Source organism: Variovorax sp. GrIS 2.14 (assembly GCF_046115955.1).
Classification (GTDB): Bacteria; Pseudomonadota; Gammaproteobacteria; order Burkholderiales; family Burkholderiaceae_C; genus Variovorax.
This window is the reverse complement of sequence record NZ_JBJXIA010000003.1, coordinates 309,507-327,453: the sequence shown is the minus strand read 5'-3', so window position 1 is coordinate 327,453 and position 17,947 is coordinate 309,507. Positions and strand designations below refer to the sequence as shown.

At 61.4% G+C, this 17,947-nt stretch carries 14 protein-coding genes; all 14 read right to left on the bottom strand.

The features are described 5' to 3' along the window. Positions 1-20 precede the first annotated feature (20 nt). The 14 genes from RCH10_RS07510 to RCH10_RS07445 all read right to left on the bottom strand — a co-directional run bounded on the left by RCH10_RS07510 (position 21) and on the right by RCH10_RS07445 (position 17,820). The gene (locus tag RCH10_RS07510) at positions 21-1,499 is read right to left on the bottom strand and encodes a glutamate synthase subunit beta (RefSeq protein WP_409051902.1); all 1,479 of its coding nucleotides are present in this window, start codon (positions 1,497-1,499) and stop codon (positions 21-23) included. 52 nt (positions 1,500-1,551) lie between these two features. Next, positions 1,552-6,297 (bottom strand): glutamate synthase-related protein, encoded by a 4,746-nt coding sequence (locus RCH10_RS07505; protein ID WP_409051901.1) that lies wholly within the window; start codon positions 6,295-6,297, stop codon positions 1,552-1,554. Between the two features lie 181 nt (positions 6,298-6,478). Next, complete coding sequence (locus RCH10_RS07500; RefSeq protein ID WP_409051900.1) at positions 6,479-7,174, bottom strand: transposase; 696 nt, start codon at positions 7,172-7,174, stop codon at positions 6,479-6,481. A gap of 9 nt (positions 7,175-7,183) precedes the next feature. Further along, a complete protein-coding gene (locus RCH10_RS07495; protein WP_409051899.1) occupies positions 7,184-8,080 on the bottom strand; it encodes a class I SAM-dependent methyltransferase in 897 nt (298 codons plus the stop codon). Next, positions 8,077-8,655 carry a DUF1415 domain-containing protein gene (locus tag RCH10_RS07490; protein ID WP_409051898.1) on the bottom strand — a complete coding sequence of 193 codons (579 nt, stop codon included), beginning with the start codon at positions 8,653-8,655 and terminating at the stop codon, positions 8,077-8,079. The genes RCH10_RS07495 and RCH10_RS07490 overlap by 4 nt, the downstream gene beginning before the upstream one ends. 28 nt (positions 8,656-8,683) lie before the next feature. Continuing rightward, positions 8,684-9,943, bottom strand: coding sequence for a CynX/NimT family MFS transporter (locus tag RCH10_RS07485; protein WP_409051897.1), 1,260 nt, complete (start codon positions 9,941-9,943; stop codon positions 8,684-8,686). Then, entirely contained in the window at positions 9,931-11,070 is a 1,140-nt protein-coding gene (locus tag RCH10_RS07480; protein WP_323499912.1) for a deoxyguanosinetriphosphate triphosphohydrolase, read from the bottom strand. The genes RCH10_RS07485 and RCH10_RS07480 overlap by 13 nt, the downstream gene beginning before the upstream one ends. Beyond that, the gene (aroB, locus tag RCH10_RS07475; protein WP_409051896.1) at positions 11,055-12,155 is read right to left on the bottom strand and encodes a 3-dehydroquinate synthase; all 1,101 of its coding nucleotides are present in this window, start codon (positions 12,153-12,155) and stop codon (positions 11,055-11,057) included. The genes RCH10_RS07480 and aroB overlap by 16 nt, the downstream gene beginning before the upstream one ends. A gap of 30 nt (positions 12,156-12,185) precedes the next feature. Beyond that, positions 12,186-12,737 carry a shikimate kinase gene (locus tag RCH10_RS07470; RefSeq protein ID WP_323499914.1) on the bottom strand — a complete coding sequence of 184 codons (552 nt, stop codon included), beginning with the start codon at positions 12,735-12,737 and terminating at the stop codon, positions 12,186-12,188. Positions 12,738-12,762: 25 nt separating this feature from the next. Then, positions 12,763-14,907: a type IV pilus secretin PilQ gene (pilQ, locus tag RCH10_RS07465; RefSeq protein WP_409051895.1), complete on the bottom strand. Its 2,145-nt coding sequence runs from the start codon at positions 14,905-14,907 to the stop codon at positions 12,763-12,765. Next, complete coding sequence (locus RCH10_RS07460) at positions 14,904-15,443, bottom strand: pilus assembly protein PilP (RefSeq protein WP_409051894.1); 540 nt, start codon at positions 15,441-15,443, stop codon at positions 14,904-14,906. The genes pilQ and RCH10_RS07460 overlap by 4 nt, the downstream gene beginning before the upstream one ends. Then, positions 15,440-16,120, bottom strand: a complete 681-nt coding sequence (locus RCH10_RS07455) for a type 4a pilus biogenesis protein PilO (protein WP_409051893.1) — start codon at positions 16,118-16,120, stop codon at positions 15,440-15,442. The genes RCH10_RS07460 and RCH10_RS07455 overlap by 4 nt, the downstream gene beginning before the upstream one ends. Before the next feature lie 6 nt (positions 16,121-16,126). Then, positions 16,127-16,744 carry a PilN domain-containing protein gene (locus tag RCH10_RS07450; RefSeq protein ID WP_409051892.1) on the bottom strand — a complete coding sequence of 206 codons (618 nt, stop codon included), beginning with the start codon at positions 16,742-16,744 and terminating at the stop codon, positions 16,127-16,129. Continuing rightward, positions 16,741-17,820: a pilus assembly protein PilM gene (locus RCH10_RS07445; RefSeq protein ID WP_187054894.1), complete on the bottom strand. Its 1,080-nt coding sequence runs from the start codon at positions 17,818-17,820 to the stop codon at positions 16,741-16,743. The genes RCH10_RS07450 and RCH10_RS07445 overlap by 4 nt, the downstream gene beginning before the upstream one ends. Between the last annotated feature and the right edge of the window lie 127 nt (positions 17,821-17,947).

The following is a 17,947-nucleotide window of genomic DNA, read 5'->3' as shown; positions in this document are numbered from 1 at the left end:
CTACAGATGCGGCGATGACTTCAACGTGGCAAGTCGCTGAACCCCATCAAGAACTCATCGACCGATCTTGCCGCCTGGCGACCCTCGCGAATCGCCCACACCACGAGCGACTGCCCGCGTCGCATGTCGCCTGCAGCGAACACCTTGGGCACGTTGGTGGCGTAACCGCCGGTGAAATCCACCGTGGCCTTGGCATTGCCGCGTCCGTCTTTTTCGATACCGAAGGCGTCGAGCACATTGGCCACCGGATTGACGAAGCCCATCGCCAGCAATACAAGGTCGGCTTTCAGAATCTGTTCGCTGCCCGCGACTTCGACCATCTTGCCGTCCTTCCATTCCACGCGGACGGTCTTGAGACCGGTGATCTTTCCTTTTTCGCCGATGAATTCCTTGGTCGAGATAGCGAACTCGCGCTCGCACCCTTCCTGGTGGCTGGAGCTGGTGCGCAGCTTGATCGGCCAATAAGGCCACGTCATCGGCCGGTTTTCTTCCTCCGGCGGCTGTGGCATGACTTCGAATTGCGTCACGCTCACCGCGCCATGGCGATTGCTGGTGCCGACGCAATCTGAGCCGGTATCGCCGCCGCCGATCACGATGACGTGCTTGCCATCGGCCCGCAGCTGACCTTTGACCTTGTCACCCGCATTGACCCGGTTTTGTTGCGGCAGGAATTCCATCGCGAAATAAATGCCGTCCAGGTCGCGGCCGGGCACCGGCAAATCGCGCGACTGCTCTGATCCACCGGTCAACAGCACCGCGTCGAACTCCTTGTCGAGCTGCTCGGGCGTGACGGTTTCCTTGGCCAGGTTGACAACCTTCGAGCCCTTGCCCATCGGCTCCTTCGCAGCGCCAATGACGACGCTGGTGCGAAAGGTCACGCCCTCGGCCTTCATCTGTTCGACGCGGCGATCAATGTGCGTCTTCTCCATCTTGAAGTCCGGAATGCCGTAGCGCAGCAGGCCGCCGATGCGGTCGTTCTTCTCGAAGAGCGTGACGTCATGGCCAACACGTGCCAACTGCTGCGCCGCAGCCAGTCCGGCCGGGCCGGCACCAACCACGGCAACCTTCTTGCCGGTCCTGTGCTTGGCCACACGCGGCTTGACCCAGCCTTCGTCCCATGCGCGATCGATGATGGCGTGCTCGATGGATTTGATGCCGATCGGGTCGTCGTTCACATTCAACACGCAGGCGGCCTCGCACGGCGCGGGGCAAATGCGGCCAGTGAACTCGGGGAAGTTGTTGGTCGAGTCGAGCACCGCAAAGGCGTTTTTCCAGTCGTTGCGGTACACCAGATCGTTGAAGTCCGGAATGACGTTGTTGACCGGGCAGCCGCTATTGCAGAACGGCGTACCGCAGTCCATGCAGCGAGCGCCTTGCACCTTGGCCTCGTCGGGCGTGAGGGCGACGACGAATTCCTTGTAGTGCTTGACGCGCTCGTCGATGGGCTTGTAGCCCTCTTCGATGCGCTCATGCTCCATGAAGCCAGTGATCTTTCCCATCGTGCTGTCCTGTCTTTTTTATGGATCGTGTCGTGGTCTGTGTGCTTGCGCGTCAGACCGCGGCCGGCGTGCGAACCGCCTTGGATTCGAGCCCCGCCTGCGCGTTGTTGCCGCTGCTGGCGAGTTCCAACTTCCGGTCGTGGATCTCGCCGAGCGCGCGCTTGTATTCGTTCGGGAACACTTTCACGAACTTGCTGCGCGCCATCGGCCAGTCGTCGAGCAGTTCGCGCGCGCGCTTGCTGCCGGTCCAGCGGTGATGCTCTTCGAGCAGCTTGCGCAGTTGCGCTTCGTCGGTGATGCCGTTGTGCCAGATCGAGCGCTTGATGGTCGCGGTCTGCTCGGCGGTGGTCAGCACCTTTTCGAGCGTGACCATCGCCATGTTGCAGCGCGAAGCGAACTGGCCGTCTTCGTCATAGACGAAAGCCACACCGCCGCTCATGCCGGCCGCGAAGTTGCGGCCGGTCTTGCCGAGCACCGCCACCGTGCCGCCAGTCATGTACTCGCAGCCGTGGTCGCCAGTGCCTTCGACCACTGCGGTCGCGCCCGAAAGCCGCACCGCGAAGCGTTCGCCACCCACGCCGCAAAAGTAGGCCTCGCCGGTCGTGGCGCCGTACATCACCGTATTGCCGACGATGGTGTTACGCACCGCTTCGCCGCGGAAATCGAGACTTGGGCGCACCACGATGCGACCGCCCGACAAGCCCTTGCCGGTGTAGTCGTTGGCATCGCCGATGAGGTACAGCGTGATGCCGCGCGCCAGGAACGCGCCAAACGATTGCCCGCCCGTGCCTTCGAGCTGAATGCGGATCGAATCGTCGGGCAGACCTTCGGGATGAACCCGCGTCAGCGCTCCCGAAAGCTTGGCGCCAACCGTGCGGTTGACGTTGCGAACCACCTCGATGAACTGCACCTTCTCGCCCTTGTCGATGGCCGCACGCGACTTCTCGATGAGCTTGGTGTCGAGGTTGTGCTCCAGCCCGTGGTCCTGGTTTTCGACATGGAAACGCGGCACGTCGGCCGGCACGTTCGGCAGCGCGAACAGCCGACTGAAATCGAGGCCACTGGCCTTCCAGTGCGCGATGCCCTTTTTCATGTCGAGCAGGTCGGCGCGGCCGATCATTTCGTTGACCGTGCGCATGCCCAGTTGGGCCATGATCTGGCGCATCTCTTCTGCGACGAAGAAGAAGTAGTTGACGACGTGTTCAGGCTTGCCGGAGAACTTCTTGCGCAGCACCGGATCTTGCGTGGCCACGCCCACCGGACAGGTGTTCAGGTGGCACTTGCGCATCATGATGCAGCCTTCGACGATCAGCGGCGCGGTGGCAAAACCGAACTCATCGGCACCCAGCAGCGCGCCGATCGCGACGTCGCGACCGGTCTTCATCTGGCCATCGGCCTGCACCCGCACCCGGCCGCGCAGGCGATTCAGCACCAGCGTCTGCTGCGTCTCGGCCAGGCCGATTTCCCACGGGCCGCCTGCATGCTTGATCGATGACCACGGCGATGCGCCGGTGCCGCCGTCGTGTCCGGCAATCACGATGTGATCGCTCTTGCACTTGGTGACGCCGGTCGCGACCGTGCCCACGCCCACTTCGCTCACGAGCTTGGTGCTGATCGTGGCGTGTGGTGCGACGTTTTTCAGGTCGTGAATCAGCTGCGCCAGATCTTCGATGGAATAGATATCGTGATGCGGCGGCGGCGAGATCAGGCCCACTCCCGGCACCGAATACCGCTGCTTGCCGATGTACTCGGTCACCTTTCCGCCGGGCAACTGGCCGCCCTCGCCCGGCTTGGCACCTTGCGCCATCTTGATCTGAATCTGATCGGCCGAAGTCAGGTATTCCGCCGTGACGCCGAAGCGGCCCGATGCCACCTGCTTGATCTTCGAGCGCAGCGAATCGTTGGCTTGCAGCGGCAAGTCGACTTCGACGTTGGCCTCGCCGATCACGCTTTTCAGCGTGTCGCCGAGCCTGATCGGGATGCCCTTGAGCTCGTTGCGATAGCGGTTCGGATCTTCACCGCCCTCGCCCGTGTTGCTCTTGCCGCCGATGCGGTTCATGGCGACGGCCAGCGTCGAATGAGCTTCGGTCGAAATAGAGCCCAGCGACATCGCGCCGGTGGCAAAGCGCTTGACGATGTCGGCCGCCGATTCGACCTCTTCCACCGGAATCGCTTTGGACGGATCGAGCTTGAACTCGAACAGGCCGCGCAAAGTCATGTGGCGACGGCTCTGGTCGTTGATGATCTGCGCGTATTCCTTGTACGTGCTCCAGTTGTTAGCACGCGTGCTGTGCTGCAGCTTGGCGATCGCGTCGGGGCTCCACATGTGTTCTTCGCCGCGCGTGCGCCAGGCGTATTCGCCGCCGGCATCCAGCATGCTTTCCAGCACCGGATCGTCGCCGAACGCGGCGGCATGCATGCGCAGGGCTTCTTCCGCAATCTCGAAGACGCCAATGCCTTCGACGCGGCTCGCAGTGCCGGTGAAATACTTGCCGATCGTGTCGCTGTTCAGGCCGATGGCCTCGAACAACTGCGCGCCGCAGTAGCTCATGTAGGTGCTCACGCCCATCTTGGACATGATCTTCGACAGGCCCTTGCCGATCGCCTTCACGTAGTTGTAAACAGCCTTCTCTGCGGACAGGTCACCTGGCAGATCAGCGTGCATCGCCGCCAGCGTTTCCATCGCGAGGTACGGGTGCACGGCTTCGGCACCATAGCCGGCCAGCACGCCGAAGTGATGCACTTCGCGGGCGCTGCCGGTTTCGACCACCAGGCCGGCGGTCGTGCGCAAGCCTTCGCGAACGAGGTGCTGATGGATCGCGCTGGACGCCAGCAAGGCAGGAATAGCAACCTGCGTCAGGCTTACCGCGCGGTCGCTGACGATCAGAATGTTGCTGCCGCTCTTGATCGCGTCGACCGCTTCGGCGCAGAGCGATGCGAGCTTGGCCTCGACGCCTTCGCGCCCCCAATCGGCCGGGTAGGTAATGTCGAGTGTCGTGCTCTTGAACTTGCCCTTCGTGTGCCGCTCGATGTCGCGCAGCTTGGCCATGTCGGCGAAGTCGAGAATCGGCTGGCTCACCTCCAGCCGCATCGGCGGGTTGACCTGGTTGATGTCCAGCAGGTTGGGCTTGGGGCCTACAAATGACACCAGCGACATGACGATCGCTTCGCGAATCGGGTCGATCGGCGGGTTCGTCACCTGCGCGAACATCTGCCGGAAGTAGTTGTACAGCGGCTTGTTCTTGTTGGAGAGCACCGCCAGCGGGCTGTCGTTGCCCATGGAGCCGATGGCCTCCTCGCCGGCCTGCGCCATCGGGCTCATCAGGAACTTGATGTCTTCCTGGGTGTAGCCAAAGGCCTGCTGACGGTCGAGCAGCGATACCGCGCTAACAGGAATTTCCACCGGCGTCACAGTCGAGCCGACGCTGTCGAGCTTGATACGCAGGTTCTCGATCCACTGCTTGTACGGCTTGGTGTTGACGACGTAGGCCTTGAGCTCGTCGTCGTCGATCATGCGACCCTGTTCCAGGTCGATCAGGAACATCTTGCCCGGCTGCAGGCGCCATTTGCGCAGGATCTTGTGCTCGGGAATCGGCAGCACGCCCGACTCGCTGGCCATGATGACCAGGTCGTCGTCGGTCACGCAGTAGCGGGATGGACGCAGACCGTTGCGGTCGAGCGTGGCGCCGATCTGGCGGCCGTCGGTGAAGACGATCGATGCCGGGCCGTCCCACGGCTCCATCATCGCGGCGTGGTATTCGTAGAACGCGCGACGCCGCTCGTCCATCGTGGTGTGCTGCTCCCACGGCTCCGGGATCATCATCATCACGGCCTGGCTGATCGGATAGCCGGCCATCGTCATCAGCTCGAGGCAGTTGTCGAAGGTGGCGGTGTCCGACTGACCGGCAAAGCTGATCGGATAAAGCTTCTTCAAGTCAGGGCCGAGCACCGGCGAGGCCATCACGCCTTCGCGCGCCTTCATCCAGTTGTAGTTGCCGCGCACCGTGTTGATTTCGCCGTTGTGCGCCACGTAGCGATATGGATGCGCCAGGGGCCACTTCGGGAAAGTGTTGGTAGAAAAGCGCTGATGTACCAGGCCGATGGCCGAGATGCAGCGCTCGTCGAGCAAGTCGAAATAGTAGGTGCCGACCTGGTCGGCCAAAAGCAGGCCCTTGTAGACCACGGTGCGACTCGACATGCTCGGCACGTAGTACTCGGTGCTGTGCTTGAGCGCCAGGTTCTGGATGTTGGCGCTCGCGGTCTTGCGGATCACGTAGAGCTTCCGCTCCAGCGCGTCCTGCACGATGACGTCGTTGCCACGACCGATAAACACCTGCCGCAGTATCGGTTCGGTCTTCTTGACCGCCGGCGACATCGGCATTTCGCGGTTGACCGGCACATCGCGCCAGCCCAATAGCACTTGGCCTTCGGCCTTGATGGCACGCTCCATCTCCTGCTCGCAGGCCATGCGCGACGCATGCTCTTTCGGCAAGAAGATCATGCCGACGCCATATTCGCCATACGGCGGCAACATCACGCCCAGCTTGCTCATCTCTTCGCGGTACAGCGCATCGGGAATCTGGATCAGGATGCCGGCACCATCGCCCATCAACTTGTCTGCACCGACTGCGCCGCGATGGTCGATGTTCTCGAGGATCTTGAGCGCCTGCGTCACGATGTCGTGGCGCTTTTCGCCCTTGATATGGGCGACGAAGCCGAGGCCGCAGGCGTCGTGCTCATTCGAGGTCGAATACAGACCGTGTTGTTCGAGATGCTTGATTTCGTCGTCCGTGGTCATGGGCGCTCCTTAATTTTTTTTCGCAGGGATGTCGAGGATATTGCGATGCACAAACAATGCCAAATACTTTATTTGGGGTCAGATTCCGATTTATTCAAAAGCCAGTGTTGTTGAGTTAAATAAGGGACATATCAAAAACAATAGCATTCATGTCAGCATTGGCAATGCATCGCGGGCGCTTCTAAGGTGCGGGTTCGCGCACTGGTCGGCCTGCCTTCGCCTTGATGACCCGGCGCTCTGTTGTCTTCTGTAACGATTCGACGAACGTCGCGTCTCCCAATGCCCATCCTTGCAAGGCAGCGTCGGTCAATGACATGGCTTCGGAGACCGAAATTCCCCGCCGTACCAGTTCCACATAACCCGCCTCGCGTGCAAAAGGCGTGTTGCCCAGCAACCAGTATTGCGGCGGCGGAGTGAGCGCTTTGTCATGCCGTTGGCCAGCGTAATGCCCGTAGCTCGACCAGGCAAATTCGGCGACGTCGATCGCCGCACCCGAACGCAATGGATTGAGGTCCATGTAGGCCATGCATCTCATCATCCAAAGCTCGGACTGAATGACGGTCGACCGATATCGGCCTTCCCACAAGGTGCCGCTGCGGCCATGCCGGTCGTTGAACCAACGCACATAGCCTCTGCCCACAGCCTGCATCAGCTGTGGCAGACCGCTGACGGTCGAAGGCGTGAGCAGCAAATGAAAGTGGTTGTCCATCAACACGTACGCATGCAACGCCACGCCCAATCGCGGGGCAGCCTCCGCCACGAGTGCGAGCAGTCGCTCGCGATCGATGCGGTCCGTAAAGATGGGCTGCCGGTTGTTGCCACGCTGGATCACGTGGTGCGGAAGGTCCGCCAGCGTGAGTCGAGGCAGCCGTGCCATAGCGCGCGTTCAGGGCAGCCGAAAACGAGTTTCGAGCAACGACGACAGGCCGAACTCGCCCAGCAATCCCTTCAATCGCTCCGCTGCACTGGCTTTGAATTGGCCGGTGCGGCGCGCGATGATCAGTTCGTTCTTCATGCTGTGTTCCCAGCCGACCAATTCGGTCACGGTGACCTGATAGCCATGGGCTTCCAGCAGCAGGCAGCGCAGCACGTTGGTGAGCTGGCTGCCGATCTCGCGTGTGTGAAGCGGGTGGCGCCAGAGCTCGGCGAGCGGCGTGCGCGAGAGCGACAGCGCTTTCGTTTCGCGAAGGCATGCGGCCACCTCGGCCTGACAGCACGGCACCAGCACCATGAAGGCCGCTTGTTTGGCCAGTCCGAAGGCGATGGCATCGTCCGTCGCGGTGTCGCACGCATGCAGCGCGGTCACCATGTCGATGCGGTCGGGCAACGCCAGAGATTCGGTCGACTCGGCCACAGTCAGGTTGAGAAAAGACATGCGTCCGAAGCCGAGCTGAGCGGCCAGCACGCGTGACTTTTCAACGAGCTCCGCACGCGTCTCGATGCCATACACGTGACCGTCGCCAAGCGCCTTGAAGAAAAGGTCGTAGACGATAAAACCCAAGTAAGACTTGCCGGCACCATGGTCTGCCAGCGTTGCATGCGCGCCGCCATCCGGCAACTCCCGCAGCAGTTTTTCAATGAACTGGAACAGGTGATACACCTGCTTGAGCTTGCGCCGCGAATCCTGGTTCAGCCGGCCTTCGCGGGTCAGAATGTGGAGCTCTTTCAGCAACTCGATCGATTGCCCAGGGCGCAGCTCTTGGAGCACATCCGCTTCGGCCTTCGCTGCTTTCCCGACCTTCGCTGTCTTGTGCGCACCAGCGGCTTTGACAATGGTGCTCATCGGAATGAGCCTCCCGGGCCGACATCGAGCGCAGCCCATCCTTCAGCCCCAAGCGTTGTCAGCGTTTCAATGTTTCGCTCGAAGATGGCGTCCGCCTCGGGAAAGGCATCGACGGCGCGACTCACGCTCTCTTCACGTAGCAGATGCAGCGTCGGATACGGCGCGCGATTGGTGGCGTTGGCGATGTCGTCCGGCGCGGCCCCCGCGAACTCGAAGAGCGGATGAAAGCTCGCGAGCTGAAGCTCGCCGTCGAAACCGGCCCGCGCCAGTCGGCGCTCGGCACGCTGCGTGAAATCGTTGAAGTCCAAAAAATCCACCAAGGTGTTGGGTGCGATCAAAAGTGTGGTGTCCCGCTCGGAGGGCGCGCATTTCGCCAGCTCCGCCGCCTCGCGCATCAGCGCTTCCATCAAGCCGGCATCGTCATTTCCTGCCGAATAAACGACGTACCGGATCTGCCCCTTGACGTGCACCGCCTTCGCGAAAGGACACAAGTTGAGCCCGATGACAGCACGCTCGAGCCAGTGTCGCGTATCGGCCTCTGCCTGCTTCCCTGGGATTGTGGCAGCGATGCTCATGTCACGATGATGGGTACCCATGGGACGCTCACGCCGCACCCATCGAAGTGCGTGGGCTGCCTAGCCTGGCCGCCAGCACGATGCCCACCACCGAACACGCCAACGTGACGGCCCACGTCCATTGCCATCCCCCGACGCGATGCGCCAACCAGGCCACAACGGGCGGTGCAAGAAACTGGCCGAGCGCCGACGCCTGCTGCATCATGCCAACGGTCGTGGAAATCGTCGTGGGGCTGGGCGCCACTCGCACGGCAAGCATGAAAAGCGTCGCCGGCACCACCCCACCGCTGAGCGAAAAGAGGCACACCGCCGCATACCGAACTGCCGGCGGCAACACCACTGCGTCGACGCCGTGGCCCCATTGGGCAAACGCCACGATGCCGGCGACCGCCATCGTTCCGAAACCGCATCGCAACACGAACGCGGGCGCGACGCCCCGCTGCAGAAGACGTCCACCGACCAGATTGCCGATGATGTTCATCGCTGCCGCCAGAGCGGTCAGCACTGCGTTCCAACCCGCCGGCACGCCGACTTCTGCATAGATCGCCGGCAGGAAACCGATGACCGCGATCCACTGCGACGAGTACACGGCGAAGGCGAGCGAAACGCGGCGCGGGCCTGCGGCGCGCAAGGTTTCGCCGAGCCGCGACGTCCAACGTGGGCCGCCTTGCGCGCCGACCGCAGCGATCGCGCGATCGGCCGGCACCGACCGCCAAACCCAGACACAAGCACATGCTGAAACGGCGGACAAAGCCCACCACCAGCCTTGCCATCCCATCGACGCGATAAGCATCGGACCTAGCAGCAACGCGAGAGCGACCCCCAACGGCATGTAGGCGCCCCAAAAACCCATCGCCAACTTCTCTAGGCCGGCAGGGACGACGGCCCGAATGAGCCCAGGCGCGGGCATCACCGTCAGCAGAAAGCCGAGGCCTTCCAATGCGCGCAGCACCATAAGCAACGGCAGCGCGTACGGCCCCGGCGTCACGCAGCCGCCGCCGATGCTGGCAAGAGTGACGACGAGCAACCCGATCAGCATGCTGCGTCGCAGTCCGATCGTGTCGGCGGCTAACCCGACCAGCAGCCCCAAAGTCATGCCGGCAGCTTGCACCAAAGACAACATAAAGCCTGCTTCCACAAGACCTATGCCGAACGTGGCCTGAAGCGCGGGCACTGCCGGCGGAAGCTTGCCGAGATGAAGCGCTGCGCCCACACCGGCCGCGATCACCGCGAACGCTGCTGCAGGTATGCGCGCCGTCGGAACGTTGGCGGGCGCTACGCCATCCATCGCTGTCCGGTCAGGCGCTCGTGCTCGCGCATCGCGAAGCGATCGGTCATGCCGGCGATGTAGTCCGCCACGGCACGATGGCGATCGGTACGAGCGGCGAACGATTCGGGCATGTCGTCCGCGCGATCGAGGTAGGCCGCGAACAGTCCGCGTACCACAGCCTGGGCGCGCTCCGAGGTCGCAGTCACCTGCGCATGACGATACAGGTTAGCGAACAAAAACCGCTTGAGTTGAATCGATTGCGCACGCATCGGCTCACTGAACCGCACCAACGGTGAAGCGCGACGCACGGCGTCCGCATCGGCCGGTGTCGCAGCAGCGAGCGCAGCTTTGGTTGCGTCGATGACGTCGTAGACCTGCGCGCTGAGCATCCGTCGAATCGTCTCGTACAGCACGCGCCGTCCGTGCAGTTGCGGATGTTCTTGCAGCGCTTCTCGCCGATACCGCTCGAACAGTTCGACCTCGGCCAGGCTTTCGACGGTGATCAGTCCCGAGCGGACTCCGTCGTCGATGTCGTGCGCGTTGTAGGCGATCTCGTCGGCCAGATTGCAGAGTTGCGCTTCAAGCGCGGGTTGTGTGCCGTCAAGAAAGCGCCGGGCCACACCATTGGGCTCTTCGGCTTCGATGCGTTCGGCGTTGGCGCGCGAGCAGTGCTTGAGGATGCCCTCGCGTGTCTCGAAGCTGAGGTTGAGCCCGTCGTACTGCGGATAGCGATGTTCGAGCGTGTCGACCATGCGCAGGCTTTGCAGGTTGTGCTCGAAGCCGCCATGCGTCCGCATACAGTCGTTGAGCGCGTCCTGACCAGCATGGCCGAAGGGCGTGTGGCCAAGGTCGTGCGCCAGCGCGATCGCTTCGACAAGGTCTTCGTTCAACTGGAGTGCACGCGCGATGGAGCGTCCCAATTGCGCGACTTCGAGCGAGTGCGTGAGGCGGGTGCGAAAGAGATCGCCCTCGTGGTTCAGGAACACCTGTGTTTTGTAGACCAGCCGCCTGAACGCGGTGGAGTGCACGATGCGGTCGCGGTCACGCTGAAAGTCATCGCGCGTGGGCGCTGGTGGCTCGTCATGCAGCCGGCCACGCGACTGCGCCGGGTCGCAGGCGTAAGGCGCGATCAGGCCTCGCAACATTGAGCAAGCACCTCGCGCACCATGGCTTCAGGCGCAGCGGCCACTTTGGCTGAGCCGGGCGTGTCGATGACCACGAACCGGATCTCGCCGGCTTCCGATTTCTTGTCGACGCGCATCAGTTCGAGGTACCGCTCTGCCCCCAGGGCCGGCCCTGTGATCGGCAAGCCGGCTCGCTGAATCAAGCGGGTGAGTCGCGCGACGAACGCTGCGTCGACGCCTCCCAATTTGTGTGAAAGATGGGCCGCCATCACCATGCCGCAACCAACCGCTTCGCCATGAAGCCACTTGCCGTATCCCAGACCGGACTCGATCGCATGACCGAATGTGTGACCGAAATTGAGGATTGCCCGAAGGCCTGTTTCACGCTCGTCCTGCGCCACCACTTCGGCCTTGATCTCGCAACTGCGCTTGACCGCATGAGCCAGCGCGGCAGGCTCCAGCGCAACCAGCGCATCGACGTTGGCCTCGATCCAGTCGAAGAACACCATGTCGTAGATCGGACCGTACTTGATCACCTCCGCCAACCCGGCGCTCAGTTCGCGCGGTGGTAGCGTTTGCAGTGTGGCAAGGTCGCAGAGCACCAGATGCGGCTGGTAGAACGCGCCGATCATGTTCTTGCCGAGCGGATGGTTGATGGCAGTCTTGCCACCCACCGACGAATCGACCTGCGCCAGCAACGTCGTCGGCACCTGGACAAACGGCACGCCGCGCATGTAGCTCGCTGCGGCAAAGCCGGTCATGTCGCCGACGACACCACCGCCGAGCGCGAACATCACGGTCTTGCGATCGGCGCCGTGCCCGAGCAACGCGTCGAAGATGAGATTGAGCGTCGCCCAATCCTTGTGCACTTCGCCATCAGGCAATACGAGCGTCTCGACCCTGCGGTAGCGCTTCGAGAGCGTCGTTTTCAAGGCGGCGGCATACAGCGGCGCAACCGTCGTATTGGTAACGATCAACGCCATCGAAGCGACGGGCGCTGCGTCGAACGCATCGGGTTCGTCGAGCAGGTCGGCAGCAATCAGGATGGGGTAGCTGCGGTCGCCGAGATCGATCTCGACACGGTCACGAAGTGCTGTCTGTGGCATGGCCCCGAGTGTAGAGGTGACGGCAACGCGTCAAAGCGGCGGCGCGATCTGAGGCTGGGGCTCCGGGATGACGATGCCGGCAAGTTCCAGCTGCATCACGATGATGTTGACCAGCATTGCAACCGATGGTCTGCCCGTGTCCACGACATCGTGCGCGGTGTCTCGATACAGGGGGTCGCGCGCGTCATGCAATTCACGGAGCCGTCCCAGCGGATCGGCAACCTGCAGCAAAGGGCGTTTGACGTCGTGTCTCAGTCTGCGAAACAAATCCTCGGGCGAAGAACGCAAATAGATGACGTGAAAATGATCGCGCAGCTGCGTTCGATTGGCTTCGCGGAGCACAGCACCACCGCCCGTGGCCAGCACGCCGTGTGCGTTCGCAGCCAGATCGGCAATCGCCTGTTGTTCGATGTCCCGAAAAGCGACTTCGCCTTCACGATCGAAAAATTCGCGAATCGAGCAGCCGATGCGGTGCTCGATAACCTGGTCTGTGTCGACGAAAGGGAGCTGCAGGCGCTGACCCAGGCGCCGTCCTACTGCGGATTTTCCGGCGCCGGGCAGACCGACGAATGCGACCGCCACGCGGGTCGGCTGACGCTGCGCGCGATCAGCGCGCGGCGTTGCGGTCGGTAATCATCTTCGGGGTGATAAAGACGAGCATTTCGGTCTTGTTTGCAACGCGATTGCGCGTACGGAACAGTGCGCCAAGGTAGGGCACTTCACCGAGCACCGGTACGCGCGATTCATCGTTGGATTCGGTGAGTTCGAAGATACCACCGATCACCACAGTGCCGCCGTTCTCAACCAGCACCGACGTCTGCACGTGTTTGGTGTTGATCGCGAAACCGGCGGTCGTCGCCTGTCCGACCGTGTCCTTGTTGACGTCGAGCGTCAGGATGATGTTGCCTTCCGGCGTGATCTGCGGCGTCACTTCGAGCTTCAAGTTCGCCTTTCGGAAAGCGATCGAGGTCGCACCGCTGGACGTCGCCACTTGGTATGGCAGTTCTGTGCCTTGCTCGATCAGCGCCTTGGTCTGATCGGCGGTCACGACGCGGGGAGCGGACACCACTTTGCCCTTGCCGTCGGCTTCGAGCGCGGAGATTTCCAGGTTCAGCATCCGGGAGAAGCTGGAGTTGAAGAGGGAGATGGCGAAGGTGCCGGGTGCATTGCCAGTACCGCTGGGGCTGGTCGCCGGCAAATTGATGAAGTTCGAATTGGTGAACGTAGTGAGCGCGCTGCCAGCAGTGGTCGCAGTGGCAGGCCTCACGGTCGGCCCCACGCCGAGGTTGCCGAAAACGCGATTGCCGTTGTTTGATCCGACAACGCCGCCACCGATGCCACCACCGAGCCGCACTCCAAGCGATTTGCCGAAGGTGTCGGATGCTTCGACGATCCGTGCTTCGATCAGAACTTGGCGAACCGGAATGTCCAGCTTGGTGATCATTTCAGCGACCTGAGCCAACCGCGCCGGAATATCGGTCACGAACAACTGGTTGGTACGCGGCTCGGCAATCACGCTGCCACGGGCTGTCAACAGGCGCGCGCTGCTGGAACCAGAACCGCCGCTTGCCGACCCCGAACCGGTGATCTGTCCTTGCAAGTCCACCGCTTTGGTGTAGTTCAGCTGGAACGATTGCGTGCGCAACGGTTCGAGATTTTCGATCGCCGCCTTGGCTTCGAACTCCACCTTCTCCTTGGCATTGATTTCGTCTTTCGGCGCGATCCAGAGCACGGTGCCGTTCTTGCGCATGCCCAGGTTCTTGGCCTGCATGATGATTTCGAGGGCTTGGTCCCAAGGCACGTCTTTCAGACGCAGCGTCAGGGCGCCGGTCACCGAATCCGACGTCACGATATTGAAGTTCGTGAAGTCCGCGATAACCTGGAGTAGCGAGCGAATTTCGATGTTCTGGAAGTTCAGCGACAGTTTTTCGCCGTTGTAGCCCACACCTTGCGTCAGCTTCGTCGGGTCGACCTTGCGGGGACGCACTTCGACGACAAATTGGTTCTCGCTCTGGTAGGCGCTGTGCTCCCACTCGCCGCGCGGCTCGATGACCATGCGAACACGATCGCCGGCTTGTTGGGTGGTGATGAGTTGTACCGGCGTACCGAAGTCGGACACGTCGAGGCGACGGCGAAGGCCTTCAGGCAACGTCGACTTGGTGAATTCGACCACCAGGTTCTTGCCTTGCTGCTTGATGTCGACGCCGACCTGGTTGTTCGCCAGATCGACGATCACACGCCCTGTGTTGTCGGCGCCGAGCCGGAAATCGACATCACGCAGCGGCACCATGTCGCGGTTGCGGTTCTCAGCGAAGGACGACTGGGTCGAAGCAACCAATGCGGTACCTGCCACCGGCTCGAGCGACACGATCAGGGACTTGCCCTGGATCTCGGTCTTGTATGCAGTCGCCTGCTTGAGGTTCATAACCAGGCGCGTCCGATCGCCTGCCTGGACAACGTTCACAGAACGCAAGTTACCCTGGTTGACATCGACAGTGGAACGACCGATGGCATTGGTTATGCCCGGAAAATCAAGCGCAATGCGCGCAGGCGCCTGGATGACGAAGCCGGTTGGCACCGCCGACAGCGGCTGGGTCAAATCGATGCGGATGACTTCCGTGCCCGACTGGACCGAACTTGTGATCGATTCAATGGCGTTTTGCGCTTGCGCGATGGCAGCCACTCCAAGCGCCACGAGAGTTACGCTGGTGGCGCGCAGCCACCGAGCAAGCACTGTTTTTTGTCGGTTCATTTTGCCTTCTCTTGCAACTGCAACGTCGCCACGCGTTCGATCCACTCACCGGCGGCGTCCTGCACGATTTCAAGCAGGCCGAGTTCGGTTTCACTGATATTGGTAATGCGGCCGTAGTTAAGGCCAAGGTGATTGCCCACACGCACCTGGTAGAGCAGCTTGTCAACGCTCACGAGCGCAACCGGCTGCCCATTGCGGGTCAGGCTACCGACCATCGCCATCGAATCCAGCGGAAACGCTTCAAGCGATTCTTTCCGACGGGAGAGCTCCGGGGCGATCAAGCCCGAGCTGCTCGGTTGGCTCGAATCGCGACGCAAAGCCTGCGTCAGCTTCTGCATGTTGAAGGGCTCGAACGAAGCCGCCTCTGTGTAGGCCTGCGGGGTGAATTTCTTGGGCTCGGAAATCGGCGGCACGGTCGGCTTGACCTGCGCGCGCTGCTCTGCCATCCAGCGCTGAAGATCGTCCCGGTCGGAGTTGCCGCATGCCGTGAGCGCAAACGCCGCGGCACCTATGCATAGCAAGGCACGCGCGCTCATTTCTTGACCTTTGCTGCAGCTGCGGCGGCAGCGCGTTGGGAAGCCTGCTCGTCAGGATCCAGGTAGCGGAACGTACGCGCAGTGGCGTCCATGGTGAGCCCGCCATCTTTCTGCGGCGTTATCGCCAGATTGTTCAGCGTCACGATGCGAGACAGGTTGGCGACGTCGGCGGCAAAGGCGCCCATATCGTGATAGCGCCCGGTCACCTTCAGCGCGATAGGCAGTTCAGCGTAATAGTCCTTCACTACGATTTGCCCAGGGCGGAACAGCTCGAACTGAAGACTTCGACCCAATCCGGCTTGGTTGATGTCCGACAACAAAGCGTCCATTTCAGCTTTGCTGGGCAGCTGCTTCTCAAGCAACGTCACGTATTGCTGGACCTGCTCGCGCTGCTTTTTAAGCAGGTCGAGGTTTGCTGCCAGTGCGACCTTCTTTTGAAAGTCGACGCGCAGAGCCACTTCCTTCGCGCGCTCTGCCTCCAACTCGTCATTTGAATTTGTCAGCCAGACGAACCAGAGCGCCGCAAGCACGGCGATGACCACCGCAATGAACAGCGCGAAGCGTGGCGCTAATGGCCACATCGAAGGATCGTTAGGGTTCAGTCCGCGAAACTGATCACCGAACCGCCGCATGTAAGCGGCGAAATCGATATTGCGTGTGGGGCGTCGTGTTGCCATGGCTTCCTACCCCTTTGCAGCGGCCGATGCCACTGGTGCGCCAGGTGCGCCCTTTTCCACATCGGTCGGTCGCTTGACGCCGATGCGCATGGTGAAGTTAGCCACCCGACGCTGGTCGCGCGGCGTGAGGTTTACGCTGGCGGACGTGATTTCGACCAGTTCCGGCTTGACAAGCCAGGGGCTGTTGTTGCCCAGGTTGCGCAGCAGTTCAGAGACGCGTTCGTTCGACTGCGCCATGCCTTGCAACGTCACCGTCTGGTTGTCCTGCTTCATGCTGGTGAGGTAAACCCCATCCGGTAACTGGCGGACCAATTCGTTGAGCAGATGCACCGGCAGATTGCGATCGCCCTGCAAATCTTCTACGGCGGTCTGCCGCGCGCGCAGTGCTGCGATTTCAGATTGGAGCGTCGAGATTTCCTTGATCTCGCTTTCGAGCTTGGTGATCTCGAAATGCAGATACGTGTTTTTGGACTGCTGACCCGAAATTTGCGTTTGGTACCAAACGTAGGCGCCGCCGGCAAGCAGCACGCCGAGCAAAGCAGCCGCACCCAGCGAGGCGTAAAAGGTCTCTTTCCGGCGTTTGCGAGCCGCTTCGCGGTGCGGAAGCAGGTTGATCAAAATCACTGCAGGAACCTCCGCATCGCCAAACCGCAAGAAGTCAGGTAGGAGGGCGCTTCACGACGCACCTTCTTCTCCCTGATATTTGCGCCGATTTCCATACCGTCGAAGGGATTGACCAACGAACATGCAAACGAAGTTTGACGGGTGACGGCACTGGTCAAGCCGGGCAAAGCAGCCGAACCGCCGGCCAAAAGTACGTAGTCGACACGGTTGTGCGGCGTACTGGTGAAAAAGAATTGGAGCGCCCGCGCAATTTCCTGCGCAATGCTGGCCACGAACGGCCGGAGCACGCCGGAACCGTAGTCGTCAGGCAGATCGCCGCTGCGCTTTTTGGTTTCAGCCTCTTCTGCCGAAAAACCGTATTGCCGCACGATCAATTGAGTGAGTTGAGCGCCGCCAAAAGCCTGATCCCGGTCATACAGCACTTCCTGATTCCGAAGCACCTGCATGCTGGTAGTGAACGCGCCGACTTCGAACAGCGCGACGACGGCGTCGCGGCCTTGACCGGGCAACTGCTCGATCAACCTTGCAGTTGCAAGGCGGGAAGCATAAGACTCGACATCCAGGATCATTGCTTTCAGGCCGGCAGCTTCTGCCAGACCCTGACGATCCTGTACTTTCTCCTTGCGGGATGCCGCGATGAGCACCTCGACGTCTCCCGTGGAGTTGGCGCTCTGCCCCATCACGCAGAAGTCAAGACTAACTTCGTCAAGCGAAAAGGGAATGTATTGGTTGGCTTCGGACTCGACCTGCAGTTCGAGTTCCTGCTCGCTCATACCGCCCGGAAGTACGATCTTCTTGGTGATCACGGCAGAAGGCGGCAAAGCCAGTGCGACGTTTTTAGTGCGGGTGCCGCTTTTACGGACCACGCGGCGCACGGCTTCAGCAACTTCGTCGAACTTCTCGACGTTGCCGTCGGTGATCCATCCGCGTTCCAGCGGTTCGATGGCGCAACGTTCCAGCACCAGTTTCCCGGTGGCATCGCGACCGAGTTCTACCAGCTTGACGCTGGACGAACTGACGTCCAAGCCAAGCAATGGCGCAGGCTGCCGGCGAAAAAGCGATCCCAAGTCGGTCAAGTTACGGTCCTGTCGGTTGTAACGATTGGAAATATTTGCGAGTGGTTGCATGCTATCAGCAACAATCACCGGCAACAAAGCTGAAGAAGGTGTAGGGCGCGCATCCGTTGTCAAAAGGTCACGAGAC